13 protein-coding genes are annotated in these 13,728 nt (G+C 61.0%); 8 read left to right on the top strand and 5 right to left on the bottom strand.

What is annotated here, in order from left to right:
• On the top strand, positions 1 to 799 hold a 799-nt coding region (locus BM186_RS24005), incomplete at its 5' end, for a TRAP transporter large permease (RefSeq protein WP_139228036.1).
• Between the two features lie 193 nt (positions 800 to 992).
• On the top strand, positions 993 to 1,664 hold the full coding sequence (locus BM186_RS24000) for a DUF502 domain-containing protein (protein ID WP_074918880.1): 672 nt from the start codon (positions 993 to 995) through the stop codon (positions 1,662 to 1,664).
• Between the two features lie 88 nt (positions 1,665 to 1,752).
• On the opposite strand, the gene BM186_RS23995 is transcribed toward BM186_RS24000, so the two are convergent.
• Positions 1,753 to 2,220, bottom strand: coding sequence for an Lrp/AsnC family transcriptional regulator (locus BM186_RS23995; protein WP_074918878.1), 468 nt, complete (start codon positions 2,218 to 2,220; stop codon positions 1,753 to 1,755).
• A 127-nt stretch (positions 2,221 to 2,347) separates the two neighbouring features.
• Here BM186_RS23995 and BM186_RS23990 point away from each other — a divergent pair, with 127 nt between their 5' ends.
• Both BM186_RS23990 and BM186_RS23985 read left to right on the top strand, forming a co-directional pair.
• Positions 2,348 to 2,674 carry a hypothetical protein gene (locus BM186_RS23990; RefSeq protein WP_074918876.1) on the top strand — a complete coding sequence of 109 codons (327 nt, stop codon included), beginning with the start codon at positions 2,348 to 2,350 and terminating at the stop codon, positions 2,672 to 2,674.
• 122 nt (positions 2,675 to 2,796) lie between these two features.
• Positions 2,797 to 4,581 (top strand): type IV pilus assembly ATPase TfpB, encoded by a 1,785-nt coding sequence (locus BM186_RS23985; RefSeq protein ID WP_072426246.1) that lies wholly within the window; start codon positions 2,797 to 2,799, stop codon positions 4,579 to 4,581.
• On the opposite strand, the gene BM186_RS23980 is transcribed toward BM186_RS23985, so the two are convergent.
• Complete coding sequence (locus BM186_RS23980) at positions 4,556 to 5,230, bottom strand: murein L,D-transpeptidase catalytic domain family protein (protein WP_074918874.1); 675 nt, start codon at positions 5,228 to 5,230, stop codon at positions 4,556 to 4,558. The two genes, BM186_RS23985 and BM186_RS23980, sit on opposite strands and share 26 nt — an antisense overlap.
• 165 nt (positions 5,231 to 5,395) lie before the next feature.
• On the opposite strand from BM186_RS23980, the gene BM186_RS23975 reads away from it, so the two are divergent.
• Both BM186_RS23975 and BM186_RS23970 read left to right on the top strand, forming a co-directional pair.
• Positions 5,396 to 5,650 (top strand): NfeD family protein, encoded by a 255-nt coding sequence (locus BM186_RS23975; RefSeq protein WP_074918872.1) that lies wholly within the window; start codon positions 5,396 to 5,398, stop codon positions 5,648 to 5,650.
• Positions 5,651 to 5,738: 88 nt separating this feature from the next.
• A complete protein-coding gene (locus BM186_RS23970; protein ID WP_074918870.1) occupies positions 5,739 to 6,068 on the top strand; it encodes a DUF2388 domain-containing protein in 330 nt (109 codons plus the stop codon).
• Positions 6,069 to 6,176: 108 nt separating this feature from the next.
• Here BM186_RS23970 and BM186_RS23965 read toward each other — a convergent pair whose 3' ends face one another.
• The 3 genes from BM186_RS23965 to desA all read right to left on the bottom strand — a co-directional run bounded on the left by BM186_RS23965 (position 6,177) and on the right by desA (position 10,128).
• Positions 6,177 to 7,427 carry an OprD family porin gene (locus tag BM186_RS23965; RefSeq protein ID WP_017675987.1) on the bottom strand — a complete coding sequence of 417 codons (1,251 nt, stop codon included), beginning with the start codon at positions 7,425 to 7,427 and terminating at the stop codon, positions 6,177 to 6,179.
• Between the two features lie 428 nt (positions 7,428 to 7,855).
• Positions 7,856 to 8,827: a GGDEF domain-containing protein gene (locus tag BM186_RS23960; protein ID WP_074918868.1), complete on the bottom strand. Its 972-nt coding sequence runs from the start codon at positions 8,825 to 8,827 to the stop codon at positions 7,856 to 7,858.
• Between the two features lie 110 nt (positions 8,828 to 8,937).
• Positions 8,938 to 10,128 carry a delta-9 fatty acid desaturase DesA gene (gene desA / locus BM186_RS23955; RefSeq protein WP_072426241.1) on the bottom strand — a complete coding sequence of 397 codons (1,191 nt, stop codon included), beginning with the start codon at positions 10,126 to 10,128 and terminating at the stop codon, positions 8,938 to 8,940.
• 168 nt (positions 10,129 to 10,296) lie between these two features.
• Between desA and BM186_RS23950 the strand changes: the two genes are divergently transcribed.
• Together BM186_RS23950 and BM186_RS23945 are read left to right on the top strand one after the other, a co-directional pair.
• Positions 10,297 to 12,594: a putative bifunctional diguanylate cyclase/phosphodiesterase gene (locus tag BM186_RS23950; protein ID WP_074918866.1), complete on the top strand. Its 2,298-nt coding sequence runs from the start codon at positions 10,297 to 10,299 to the stop codon at positions 12,592 to 12,594.
• 2 nt (positions 12,595 to 12,596) lie between these two features.
• Positions 12,597 to 13,718, top strand: coding sequence for an HDOD domain-containing protein (locus BM186_RS23945; protein ID WP_074918864.1), 1,122 nt, complete (start codon positions 12,597 to 12,599; stop codon positions 13,716 to 13,718).
• The last annotated feature ends 10 nt before the right edge of the window (positions 13,719 to 13,728 follow it).

Here is a 13,728-nt window from a genome sequence, read left to right as displayed (position 1 = left end):
CGCCACCGAGCAGTCGGTGGGCAAGCTGTTCATGGCCGGGGTGATCCCGGGCGTGATGCTCGGCCTGGTGCTGATGATCGCGATCTACATCGTCGCGCGCATCAAGAAGCTGCCGGCACTGCCGCGTGCCAGCTTCCGCGAGTGGCTGCGTGCTGCGCGTGAAGCGTTCTGGGGCCTGCTGCTGATGGTGATCATCCTCGGCGGTATCTACACCGGCATGTTCACCCCGACCGAGGCTGCGGCCGTGGCGGCGGTGTACGCCGGCTTCGTCGCCCTGTTCGTGTACAAGGACCTGACCATCCGCGAGTGCCCGAAGGTGCTGCTGGAGTCCGGCAAGCTGACCATCATGCTGATGTTCATCATTGCCAACGCCATGCTCTTCGCCCATGTGCTGACCACCGAGCAGATCCCGCAGCAGATCACTGCCTGGGTGGTGGATCTGGGCCTGCAGCCTTGGCAGTTCCTGCTGGTGGTGAACATCGTGCTGCTGATCGCCGGTGCCTTCATGGAGCCGTCGGCGATCATCCTGATCCTGGCGCCGATCCTCTTCCCGATCGCCATGCAGCTGGGCATCGACCCGATCCACCTGGGCATCATCATGGTGGTGAACATGGAGATCGGTCTGATCACGCCACCGGTGGGGCTGAACCTGTTCGTCACCTCGGCGGTGACGGGCATGCCACTGACGGCCGTGATCCGCGCCGCGCTGCCATGGCTGATGCTGCTGATCAGCTTCCTAATGGTGATTACCTACATCCCGGCCGTTTCCATGGCGCTGCCGAACATGCTCGGCATGTAAGGGTTCAACCGAACGATGCTACTTCGGTACCTCGTGTACCCACTCCGCCCGGCCTTAGTGCCGGGCTTTTTTTGCACGAAACAATCTGACGAAAAGTGCTGTAGCCATTTCGCCAACCCAGCACACACATGGCTGCGCAGAATTGCCGGGCCTGGCGTAAAGTCACCGCCACGATCGTCAAGGAAATCGTTACATGCTCAGACGCAGCCTGAAATCCCTCGTTACCACCTGGCTGACTGGTCTACTCGCGCTACTACCACTGGCGCTGACCCTGGCACTGCTCGCCTGGATATTCAGCCTGCTCAATCGCCTGGTCGGCCCCTCGACCCTCATCGGCCAGGTGTTCGCCGCCCTCGGCCAACCTTTCTCCAGCAACGGCTACATGGCCTATCTGCTGGGCAGCCTGGTGCTGCTGGCCAGCCTCTACCCACTAGGTCTGGCCGTGCAACTGGGCCTGCGTCGTCCGCTGTCCTGGCTGATCGATCGCACCCTGCGGCGCACCCCGCTGATCGGTAATTTCTACAACCTGGCCGATCGCTTCGTTGGCCTGCTGGACAAGAACAAGAACCCGGATATCACCACCATGGCCCCGGTCTGGTGCTTCTTCGGCGGCGACGGCGCAGCGGTGCTAGCCCTGCGCCCGAGTTCCGAAACAGTGGAGCTGGAAGGCCGCGCCTACTGCGCCATCCTAATTCCCACCGCGCCGATTCCAGTCGGTGGCGGCCTGCTCTACGTACCGGAGACATGGATACGCCCGGCCGACATGGGCGTGGATCAACTGACCAGCATCTACGTCTCCATGGGCCTCACGCCACCCGACAAACGCAACGTGGAGCAGACCAAACCCGTGGTGATCAAGCCTTAGCAGGTCGTTGAAAAACTACCTGCGTTGCCATTGCTGCGGCTGTTCTTGCCTTGCACTGGCTGCCTCGCCTACGTTTTTCAACGGCCTGCTAGGCGAGCGGCAAGCTGGTGGTGGACTTGATCTCCGATAAAGCAACGATCGAGTTCACCTCCTGGATACCGGGCACCAGTGACAGCTTCTCGAAAAAGAAGCGCTCATAGGCTTCGATATCGCGGGTGACGATGCGCAGCATGAAATCCACCGCGCCCATCAGCACATGACACTCCAGCACCTCGGGAAACTCGCGCATGGCTTCGGCGAACTCGGTCAGGTTGGAGCGACCATGGGCGTTGAGTTTGACCTGAGCGAATACCTGCGTATGCAGGCCGATGCGCTTGCGATCGAGCAGGGTAACCTGCTTGCGAATCACCCCCTCCTCCTTCAGACGCTGGATACGTCGCCAGCACGGCGACTGCGACAGACCTATACGCTCGGCGATCTCCGCCGTGGAGAGACCCGCATCCTCCTGTAGCAGAGCAAGAATGCGTTGATCGTAGGCATCCAGGGAAACGGACATAAAAAATCCCCACTAATGACGAAATTGGGAAATTCTATCCATCAAACACCCATAAACACAGAAAAACAGGCAGAACTTTTGCCGATAGAAGGCGGAAACTTAGGCAAAACCTGCCCGAGCTGCCGCCATGCCTGATACCACTCCGTTCCCCGCCGCCCACAACCGCCGCGATCCCTGGCAGGATCGTCCCGATGCCTACGTCGAATACCAACTGCGCACCGACGCCGAAGCCGACGTGCTGTGCCGACTGCTCGGTCTGTTCGCCCAATTGCAGCTGCTACCCGAAGCCTTGCACATGGAACGCCTGCACGATGACCTGCACATCAGCCTGCACTTGCCCGGCATCTCGCTGCATCGAGCCGGGGTGCTGGCGCAGAAACTGCGAGGCCTGGTCTGCGTATGGGAGGTGACCTGGCAACACCTGGATCACGGCCTGGTGACGGAGGTGGCCTGAAGCGGCTACTCCGTCACGTATGAGCCTTCGCCCTTGTGCCGCTTTTCGGGCATCCTAGCCGGGCTGAAAGGCCGTTGAAAAACGGCCTGCTAACCTTGTTCAGGCCGACCCGAGGAGCCCGCATGTCCGCCTTCACCGCTACCGCCCCTGACCGTGTACTGGATCTTGGCGATCTGCTGCGTGAGCTGGTGGCCCAGGGCCGGGTCGATCAGGATGTGGCTGAGCAGTGCCTGGCGATCCGTCGCAGCTCGCTGAACAATAGCCAGCACCCGCTGGAGTTTCTCGCCGCACAGCAGGTGGACGACCAAAAAAGGCCGGGCAAGAAACTCGACCTGGAAACCCTCACCACCTGGCTGGCCAACTTCGCCGGGCAACCTTACTTGCGCATCGACCCGCTGAAGATCGACGTTCCGTCCATCACCCCGCTGATGTCCTACGCCTTCGCCCAGCGTCACAAGATTCTCGCCGTGGCCGTGGACAGCGAGAGCGTGACCATCGCCAGCAGCCAGCCACTGGTGCACAGCTGGGAAGCCAACCTGATCCACGTGCTCAAGCGTCCGATCAAGCGCGTGGTAGCCAACCCCAGCGATATTCAGCGCTTCACCACCGAGTTCTATCGACTGGCCCGCTCGGTCAGCGGCGCCAATGCCACCGACCAGAAGATCAGCGGTGTCGGCAACTTCGAACAACTGCTCAGCCTCGGCGCCCAGGATCAGGAACCGGACGCCAACGATGCGCACATCGTCAACATCGTCGACTGGCTGTTCCAGTACGCCTTCCAGCAACGCGCCAGCGATATTCATATCGAGCCGCGCCGCGAGCAGGGCACCGTGCGCTTTCGCATAGACGGCGTGCTGCATACTGTCTACCAGTTCCCCGCCCAGGTCACCATGGCGGTGGTCAGCCGCCTGAAGAACCTCGGCCGCATGAACATCGCCGAGAAGCGCAAGCCGCAAGATGGCCGGGTCAAGACCAAGACTCCGGATGGCAACGAAGTGGAGTTGCGCCTGTCCACCCTGCCGACCGCTTTCGGCGAGAAGATGGTGATGCGTATCTTCGACCCGGAAGTGCTGCTGAAAAGCCCGGATCAGCTTGGCTTCTCTCCTGACGACCTGCGCCGCTGGGAGAGCATGACCTGCCAACCCAACGGCATCATCCTGGTTACCGGCCCTACCGGCTCGGGCAAGACCACCACGCTCTACACCACGCTCAAACAGCTGGCGACCGAGGAGGTGAACGTCTGCACCATCGAAGACCCCATCGAGATGATCGAAGGAGCCTTCAACCAGATGCAGGTGCAACACAACATCGACCTGAACTTCGCCAGCGGCATACGCGCACTGATGCGCCAGGACCCGGACATCATCATGATCGGTGAGATCCGCGACCTGGAAACCGCCGAAATGGCCATCCAGGCGGCGCTGACCGGCCACCTGGTGCTGTCCACCCTGCATACCAACGACGCCCCCAGCGCCATCACCCGCCTGCTCGAACTGGGCGTGCCGCACTACCTGCTCAAGGCCACCATCCTCGGCGTCATGGCGCAACGCCTGGTGCGTACCCTGTGCCCACACTGCAAGGCACCGGTGCAACTGGACGAAGACACCTGGAACGGCCTGACCCGGCCCTGGAGCTCACCATTGCCGACCCAGGCGCACCATGCCGTCGGCTGCCTCGAATGCCGTGAAACCGGCTACCGAGGCCGTGCCGGCGTCTACGAGATCATGCTGATCAACGATGCCATCAAGCCACTGATCAACGCCGACACCGACCTTACCGCCCTGCGCCGCGCCGCCTTCAAGGACGGCATGCGCAGCCTGCGTCTGTCCGGCGCGCAAAAGGTCGCGGCAGGGCTGACCACCATCGAGGAAGTGTTGCGCGTCACTCCGCAGAGCGAGCAACGCTGATGCTCGCGCAGTCGCGATAGCGGTCATCGCTCATCTGCGGATGCCAGGCGAACAGGTACTGGCCATCCCTGAGCTGATCCACCAGCACCCGAATCACCTCCTGCTGCACAGCCGGACAGCCCAGGCTGCGCCCCATGCGGCCATACTTCTGCGCCCATGTCGGCGCCACGTAATCAGCCCCATGGATTACCAGCGCCCGGGCACGCGCCTGGTCATTGAAGCCGGGCTCCAGACCATCGAGGCGTAGCGAATGCCCATGCCGGCCGCTGTAGCTTTCACCACCGCGAAACAGACCCAAGCTGGACTGATGGCTACCGGGCAGATTGGAAAAGCGCTCGGCGAACAACTCACCGGACTGGCGACCATGGGCCACGAACTCACGCTGCAGCAGACGTCTGTGCGTCAGATCGAAAACCCATAGGCGCCGCTCCAGCGAGGAATACGAGTAATCGATCACCGCCAACCGCCTGGTCCCACCCGCGCCTTCACGCTCGGCACATCGCAGCGCCTGTAGCGCACCTTGCAACGCTCGCATTTCCAACTGCGGCGCTACATGGTGCAGGGTATTCAGCAGCTCATCGGCCACGGCGCCCTGCCCTGCCAGCAACAGGGCGGTAAGCAAAAACGCCATCAACGAACGCGCAAACATGCCCTGGCTCCCATGGATGGCCCGGCATCTGCCCGCCTTGCGAAGGGGTCGGCGGCAGAGCCCAGGCGACTGTGCTTAGATTGATTGATCTGGCAATGGAGTCTATGCGATGTACACCGAAGGGCGATCAGCTAACAGTCTGAGTATGGGTAGCCGCGTCTTCCCATGATCACCTACCTGCAAAACTTGTCGTTCTGGGATTGGTTGGCCCTGGCCACCCTGCTGCTGATTCTCGAGGTATTCGGCGCCGGGGGCTACCTGCTGTGGATCGGCCTGGTGGCCGTCGTCGTCGGTGCACTGACCTACCTGTTCCCGGAACTGCCCTGGGTCTGGCAGTTTCTGCTGTTCAGCGCACTGGCAATACTCTCGGCGCTGCTTTGGTGGCGTCATCAGCAGAGGGCGCGCAAGCTCAGCAACTGACCGGCCTGGCAACCGGCCATCGCCAGCAAGGAACCACCAGCAGTTTGCGCGACTCCTAGGAGAGGAACCACCCTAAAGGAGTTTCATCATGCGTGTAACGAGCCGTGCCGCACTGGCGTTCAGTGCCTGCCTGATCGCCCAGACTGCAGCAGCCGATGGCCTGCTGCGCGACATTCTTTCCTCGGGCGCAACCACCGCCTCGACCTATCTGACCTTCAAGGATCGCAAGCTGGTTGCGGCGGCCGAAGAGGATGCCAGCAGCTTCGTCGCCAGTAACGGCGAAATCCGCGGCCCGCATCTGGAAGCGGCAATGCAGCAATTGCGTAGCGCCAACCCCCAACTGCAGGACGCCGACGATATGGCACTGGCCAGCGCCATTCTTGCCACCTCGGCAGCGCCAGCTGACAACTCACGCTGAGCCGCCACCAGTCGCCCATAAAAAATGCCCGCATCCAAAGGGAGCGGGCATTTTCAGTCAGTTTTTCGAGACATCAGGCCTTGGCAAGCCTCCCGAAAACCTTTGGTCTTACATCAGCGGCAGGGTGTAGCTGACGATCAGACGGTTTTCGTCGATGTTGCGACTGAAGTTGTTGCGCATAGTAGCGTTGCGCCAGCGAAGACCCAGGTTCTTCAGTGCACCTTCCTGGAAGACATAGGCGATGTCAGTGTTGCGTTCCCATTCACGGCCTTCGGAAACGCCAGCACCACGATCGATGTTGTCACCGGTCAGGTAGCGGGTCATGAAGGTCAGACCAGGGATGCCGATGGAAGCGAAGTTGAAATCGTAACGAGCCTGCCATGATTTTTCGTCCTTGGCAGCGAAGTTACCGATCTGAACGTAGTTGACCAGGAACGGATCGGTACCACCGACATAGGCAAAGCCGGTGTCACCATCCATTTGCTGATAGCCAATACCGAAGGAGTGGCCGCTCAGTGCATAGGTAACCATGGCACCGAAGGCTTTGTTATCAACATTGCTTTGGCCGTCATCAGTGGAGCGAGCGTAACGCAGATCAGTCTTCAGGCTCTGCTTGTCGCCCAGGGGCAGCACATGCACCAGATTGAAGGAATGCTGCTTGTACATATCCTCCAAGTTGGAATAGTAGTAACCAGCCGTCAGATCATTGGTCAGCTTGTAGTTACCACCAGCAAAGATGAACTCGTTGCTCTGATTCAAACCCCTGAATTGAATGCCACTGAACGAGTAAGTGTTCAGCGTCATGTCTTCATAGTCTTGCGAGTTGCGGTTATTTACCTCATCCAGGTAACCCGCATCCAGAGTAAGACCTTCAATTTCCTGAGAAACCAGGTGACCACCACGGAAGATTTGCGGCAGCAGACGGCTATCGCTGGACGCGATTGCAGCGTTCTTGAACTGCATGTGACCAACACGCAGAGTGCTGTTGGAAACCTTGGCCTTGGCCGCTACAGCCAGACCAGAGTAATTGTCCTGAGAACCACCTGAGGAACGGTCAGGGACCAGCAGACCACTGCCTGCGGTGCCATCACCAGAGTCCAGTTTGAAGCCATACATACCAATGGCATCAGCACCAAAGCCAACGGTGCCTTCAGTGAAGCCAGAGTTCATGCGCAGAATGAAACCCTGCGCCCATTCTTCTTGCTTGGACTGACCTGCGCCCTCACGAAAATCACGGTTGAAATAGAAGTTACGTGCTTCCAGGCTGACTTTGGTATCGCCGACCAGGTCGGCGAAGGCGACTTGGCTCAGGCCCAGGGTGCTGGCGGCTACAGCCAGTGCCAGGGAGGTCTTTCTCATTATGTTTCTCTCCAGTGTGTTTAAGGTGACGCATCGTCCGGCGCAGACTTCGGCACGAAGAGGCTGGCCGGCACGAATGGGGCATACGCACCCACAAGCCGGGACAGGGTATGAACCAGGCTCGAATGGATACGTGAAAAACTCAGGAAGAACAGAACAACGGCGAACCCAGGGCGGTGACCGAAATAAGGCGGGCAGAGTGGTGCATGGTGAATGCTCTCTCGTCGTTGTTATTGTGCGCCGACATCCTGGCCGGCATCTGCCGGATGCCTATGCAGATAACGCGCCAGTTCCTTATAGCAGGCCTGCGGGGCCTCTAGAACAACAGGTTACATTTTTCCTGCAGCGCAGTGACCATGTAGTGACAATCAAGATAGGCAAATTTCCGCTTATGAGAACCTGTTCCCAGGCGGAAAATCGCCAGGACCTCAGCCAAGAACGATCTGATTCTTGCCTTGGCGCTTGGCCATGTACATCGCTGCATCGGCACGTGCATAGAGCGCATCGAGGCTTACATCAGTGGCCAGCAGACTGGTCAGCCCCTGACTGACGGTGATGCCGAAGCTGGTGCCCTCGTGGCGAAAGCTGAGGCGTTGCACCTCACGCTGCAGTCGTTCAGCCACCTGCAAAGCCACATCCTGCTCACAGCCGGGGAACAGCGCCGCGAACTCCTCACCACCTATACGCCCGAACAGATCGCCGCGCCTGAGGGCATTGCTGCCGCAATGCGCGAGACGCCGCAACACTTCATCGCCGACCTGGTGGCCGTACTGGTCATTGATCTTCTTGAAGTCGTCGAGATCGAGCAACAGGAAGGCCAGCGGGCTGCCAAACTTGCGCGCATGTTCGAACTCGCGACGGGCACACTCGAAGAAGTGCCGCCGGTTGCTGCTCTGAGTCAGTACATCGGTGGTAGCCAGGCGATGCAGCTCGCCCTCCAGGCGCTTCTTCTCGGTGATGTCTTCAGCGATACCGACGATCACACTGCCGGGCTCAGTGCCCAGCCGGGGGCTGACGAAACACTTGTCGCTGAGCCAGCGCAATTGGCCATCAGCGCGAATGATGCGGTACTCGCGAGACTCCACCGCGCCGGTTTCCAGCACCTTGGCCAGGCTTTCGGCGGCGTAGTCGATATCGTCCGGATAGATGCTGTTGCGCCACTCGCCATAATCGGCCAAAAGCAGCGCGGCGGAACGACCGAAGATGCGCTCATAGGCAGGGCTGACATAAATCATCCGCTGCTCGTTCCAATCGAAGGCCCAGAGCACGGCATTGACGCTACCAAGCAGGCTACTGAACAGTTGTTCGCGCGCGCCCAGGCGCTCTACTTCGGCACGGCTGTGCAGTAGAGCCAAGGTCAGTTCTTCCAACTCGGAAACAGCGTTGCCTTGATCGTCCATTACAGCGGCCATCCGTCCTTCGCCTCGCATTGAAATGAGCATAGTGCGAGCTGTTGGACAAACACAAAGGCCCGCCAGTTCGGCGGGCCTTTGCTTGTAACGAGCGGCGGTCAGGCAGTCGCGCTGGATGGTCGCAGCGAATAGGTCTTGAGCTGCTCGGCAAACTCACGCAGCGACTGGATACCGCTGACCTCGGCCTCGTGTACCCACTGCTTCATGGCTTCGAGCATGTCGTGGCCGTTGCTGCTGGTCTTGACCCAGATCTGCTGCAACGCCAGGCGCTTCTCGTAGATCACCTTGAGTGCCTGACTTTGCGCCAACATGTCGGCGATGTGCGCGTGATGCTGCTCTTCCAGCAGGCTCGGTTCACGTGACAGCAGGCGTTTTGCACGGCGGAAAAGGTGACGAACGGACTCGTCGGCCTTGGCTACTTCCTGCTTGACCAACGGCACGATCACCAACTTGCGGTACTGCGCCATGATCTGGAAACGGTTGTTGAGGATGGCCATGGCAGTGTCCATATCCAGGCTGGCTTTGCCCTCGACCCGATGGGCGATGGGGGCAACACGCTGCACCTGAGCCAGACCGAAGAAGCTGAACAGCTTGATCCAGGCCCAGCCCATGTCGAACTCCCACTTCTTCACCGACAGCTTGGCGCTGTTGGGATAGGTGTGGTGGTTGTTGTGCAGCTCCTCACCGCCGATCAGGATACCCCAGGGCACCAGGTTGGTGGCGGCGTCGCGGCATTCGAAGTTGCGATAGCCGACAGCGTGGCCAAGACCGTTGATGACACCTGCGGCCCATACCGGAATCCACATCATCTGGATCGCCCAGACGGTCATGCCAAGCACGCCGAACAGCGCCAGATCGATGATCGCCATCAGCGTCACGCCGCCAATCGGGTAGCGGCTGTAGACATTGCGCTCGATCCAGTCATCCGGGCAGTTCTTGCCGTAGATACGCAGGGTTTCCTGGTTCTTCGCCTCTTCCTGATAGAGTTCGGCACCTTTGCGCAGCACGGTGCTCAGCCCCTTGATGACCGGACTGTGCGGGTCATCCACGGTTTCGCACTTGGCGTGATGCTTGCGGTGAATCGCGGTCCACTCGCGAGTGTTCTGACCCGTGGTCAACCACAGCCAGAAACGGAAGAAATGCTTGAGCGCGGGGTGCAGTTCCAGTGCACGGTGCGCAGAGTAGCGGTGCAGATAGACAGTCACGCTGACGATGGTCACGTGTGTCATCAGCAAGGTCGCAGCCACCAGCTGCCAGACCGACAGGTCGAGTAAACCGTTGTACCACATGGGCGCTGTTGCCTCTTGAAGGGGGAACGCGGCTTGTCCTACAAGGACGAACCTGATCACATTATCCCTGACCCATGCCAGAAAACCAGTTGGTCTTTTAGATGAGAATGTTTCAGCAGCGAAGCATCTATACTGGCCAGCATTTACAGGGAGCGCTGCCGCTTGCCCATGCGTATCGACATCGCCGCCTTGCGCCTGACCCTGGGCTACCTCCTGCTCGCCGCTCTGTGGATACTTCTCAGCGACCATCTGTTGACCGCCCTGGGCCTGTCCGTGGCGCAGCAGGAGCGCGTGCAGTCTCTCAAGGGTCTGTTCTTCGTCGCGCTCACCAGTTCGCTGCTCTATCTGGTGCTGCACCGCCATGCCCTGCAGTATCGACGTGCACGCCTGGAACTGGCCAGTAACGAGGAGCGTCTGCGCCTGGCGCTGGATGCCACGCGCGATGGCCTGTGGGACTGGGACGTGTCCAGACGCCGCGTGTTCTTCTCCGAAGGTTACGCCAGGCTCCTCGGCCTCACTCCGCAAACCCTGGGCGATACCCGCGAAGACTGGGCCGCGCGCCTGCATCCGGATGACATGGAGCGCGCGCTGCATGCACTCAACGCCGAGCTGAGCGAACAGCACTACGAAAACATCTATCGCCTGCGCCATGCCGATGGCAGCTATCGCTGGATTCACTCGCGCGGCCGCCTGCTGCGTGACGAAAACGGCCAACCGCAGCGCTTCATCGGCATCGCCAGCGACATCACCCAGCAACGCGCCATCGACGACAGCCTGCGCCAGGCCGCAGCGGTGTTCGATGCCACCCAGGAAGGGGTACTGGTTACCGATGCCGAGCAAAGCATCGTGCACGTCAACCCTGCCTTCAGCCGCATCACCGGTTACAGCAGCGAGGAAATCCTCGGCCAGCACCCCAACCTGCTCAAATCCGGCCGCCATGACACCGCCTTCTACCAGAGCCTATGGCACGCCCTGCAGAACCGTGGCGCCTGGAGCGGTGAAGTGTGGAACCGGCGCAAAAGCGGCGAAATCTACCCGCAATGGCAATGCATCCGCGTCATCCACGACGAGCAGGGGCGCGTCAGCCATTACGTGGCGGTGTTCTCCGACATCACTGCGCTCAAGCGTTCGCAGCGTGAGCTGGATTACCTGGCCCACCACGACCCGCTGAGCAACCTGCCCAATCGCCTGCTGTTCACCGAGCGCGTCGCCCATGCACTGGAGCGCAGCAAGATCGAGGAACTGCGCGGCGCAGTGCTGCTGATCGACCTGGACCATTTCAAGCACATCAACGAGAGCCTCGGCCACAACGTCGGCGACCTGCTGCTCAAGGGTGTCGGTGAGCGCCTGCAGCAGGGCCTGCCCAGTGGCTGCACGCTGGCCCGGCTGGGCGGCGATGAGTTCGGTCTGCTCAGCGAAAACTGCGCCGACGCTGCTCAGGCAGCCGAGCTTGCACAACGCCTGCTGCGCAGCCTGGAAACGTTCTTTCGCCTCGACGACCACGAGCTCTACATCGGCGCCAGCATCGGCATCAGCCTGTTCCCCGAAGACGCCGATAGCGTCGAACAGATCCTGCGCAACGCCGACTCAGCGCTGTTCAAGGCCAAGAGCAGCGGCCGCGAGGGCTACGCCTTCTATGTGCAGGAGCTGACTGACTACGCCCGCCAACGCGTGGAACTGGCCAGCAGCCTGCGCCATGCCCTGGACAACCATGAGCTGCGCGTCTACTACCAGCCGCTGCATGACCTGGGTGACGGTAGCCAGGTGGGCATGGAGGCACTGGTGCGCTGGCAGCACCCGCAACGTGGGCTGATTGCTCCTGGCGAATTCATTCCGATTGCCGAAGACAACGGCATGATCGGCGCCATCGATACCTGGGTACTGGAACAGGCCTGCCGCCAGATGGTGCGCTGGAACGCCGAAGGTTGTGGGCTGAGTTTCGTTGCGGTGAACGTCTCCAGCCGCCTGTTCAGCCGCGGCGAACTCGATATGAAAGTGGCACAGGTACTGGCAGAAACAGGCCTGCCGCCCGAGCAGCTGGAGCTGGAAGTTACCGAAAGCGCGATCATGGAAGACCCGGATGCAGCGCAGAAACTGCTCATCAGCCTGCGCGCCCTGGGCGTGCGCCTGGCCATTGACGACTTCGGCACCGGCTACAGTTCCCTGGCGCGCCTCAAGCGTCTACCAGTGGACAAGCTCAAGCTCGACCAGAGCTTCGTGCGCGGCCTGCCTGACGACCCGGAGGATGCCGCCATCGCCCGCGCAGTGATCGCCCTGGGCAAGAGCCTGGGCCTCAAGGTTCTCGCCGAAGGTATCGAACAACCCGCTCAAGCCGCCTTTCTGCGCGAGCTAGGCTGCAATTATGGCCAGGGCTACCACTTCGGCCGTCCGCAACCTGTAGCCAGAGCCGTCGACGCCACTGCACTGAGCGAAGCGAAGGATAGTCAGTCCAGCACCAGGAGCTGAACATGCGCGTGCTGATTCTCGAAGACGATCCCTGGATCGCCGATCTGCTCAAGCAGATCGTACTGAGCCTGCGCCCCGGTGCTCGCGTCGACTGCCAGGTGCGCGTGGCAGACGCCATCTCGGCCTGGCAGCGCGAACCGGCGCAACTGGTGATCGCCGACTGGAACCTGCCGGACGGCAGCGGCACTCTTCTATTGCAGGCGGTACGCAGCCAGGACCGTGACGTGGCGCTGGTGATGATCACCGCGCGCGCCGATCGCAACAGCGTGCTCGAGGTGCGCCCCCTGGGCATCAACGCCTTTATCAGCAAACCCTTCCAGGTGCCCAAGGTTCTGGACTGCCTGCGCAGCCTGTTACCCGAAGATGATGGACCTCACGTGGCGGCAGCCAACGACGAGGACTTTCTTCACCATCTCGGTGCCTTGCCCGACGAGGAGATCGATCTGCCACTGCGCGACGAACTCTTTCAGCAACTGCGCGACACCACGGCAGCACCCAGCACCTTGGAGCAACTCGGCGAACACTGGCAGCAGGACCCAGCCGTACAGGCGCGACTGATCGCTGCGGCCAACAGCAGCCTCTACAACAGCACCGGACAGCCTTGCGTCAGCCTGCCCGATGCCGTGCGCCGACTGGGCTCGGCCACCGCCCTGAATCTGATTCAGGGCCTGGCGCTACGCCCGGCAGCCAGCCTGCAGGACGCCGACCTGAGAACCCTGGGCCAGAACCTGCTACAGGCGCAGTTGTACCTGCAGCACAGGGTCGATGCACTGGCCAAAGCCTGCCAGCTGGACCCGACACCCCTGCACAGCGCCGCCCTGCTGCAACGCATGGGCGAGCTGGCCGTGCTGCAACAGGCGCAGATCTGGCGCAACCGCGGTCTGCCGTTGAGCGAGGAACAAGTGCAACAAGCGCTGCGCCAATACAGCGGCGAACTGGCCAGCCGCCTCAAGGCAGATTGGCGTTTGCCCATCGGGCTACGTGAACTGATCGGCGCCTGTTACGGCCTGGCTCCCGGCAACACGCGCCGCGAGCCCATTCTCATGCGCCTTGCCAGCGCCGAACTGCAGAGCGCCGACAGCCAGGAAGTACAACGCCTGCGCCGCCTGGCCGGGCTCAGCTGAGGCGCGACGA

It is taken from the genome of Ectopseudomonas toyotomiensis (assembly GCF_900115695.1).
GTDB lineage: Bacteria > Pseudomonadota > Gammaproteobacteria > Pseudomonadales > Pseudomonadaceae > Aquipseudomonas > Aquipseudomonas toyotomiensis.
Note: the sequence above shows the minus strand (reverse complement) of the source record. Positions and strands in the feature narration are given on the sequence as shown.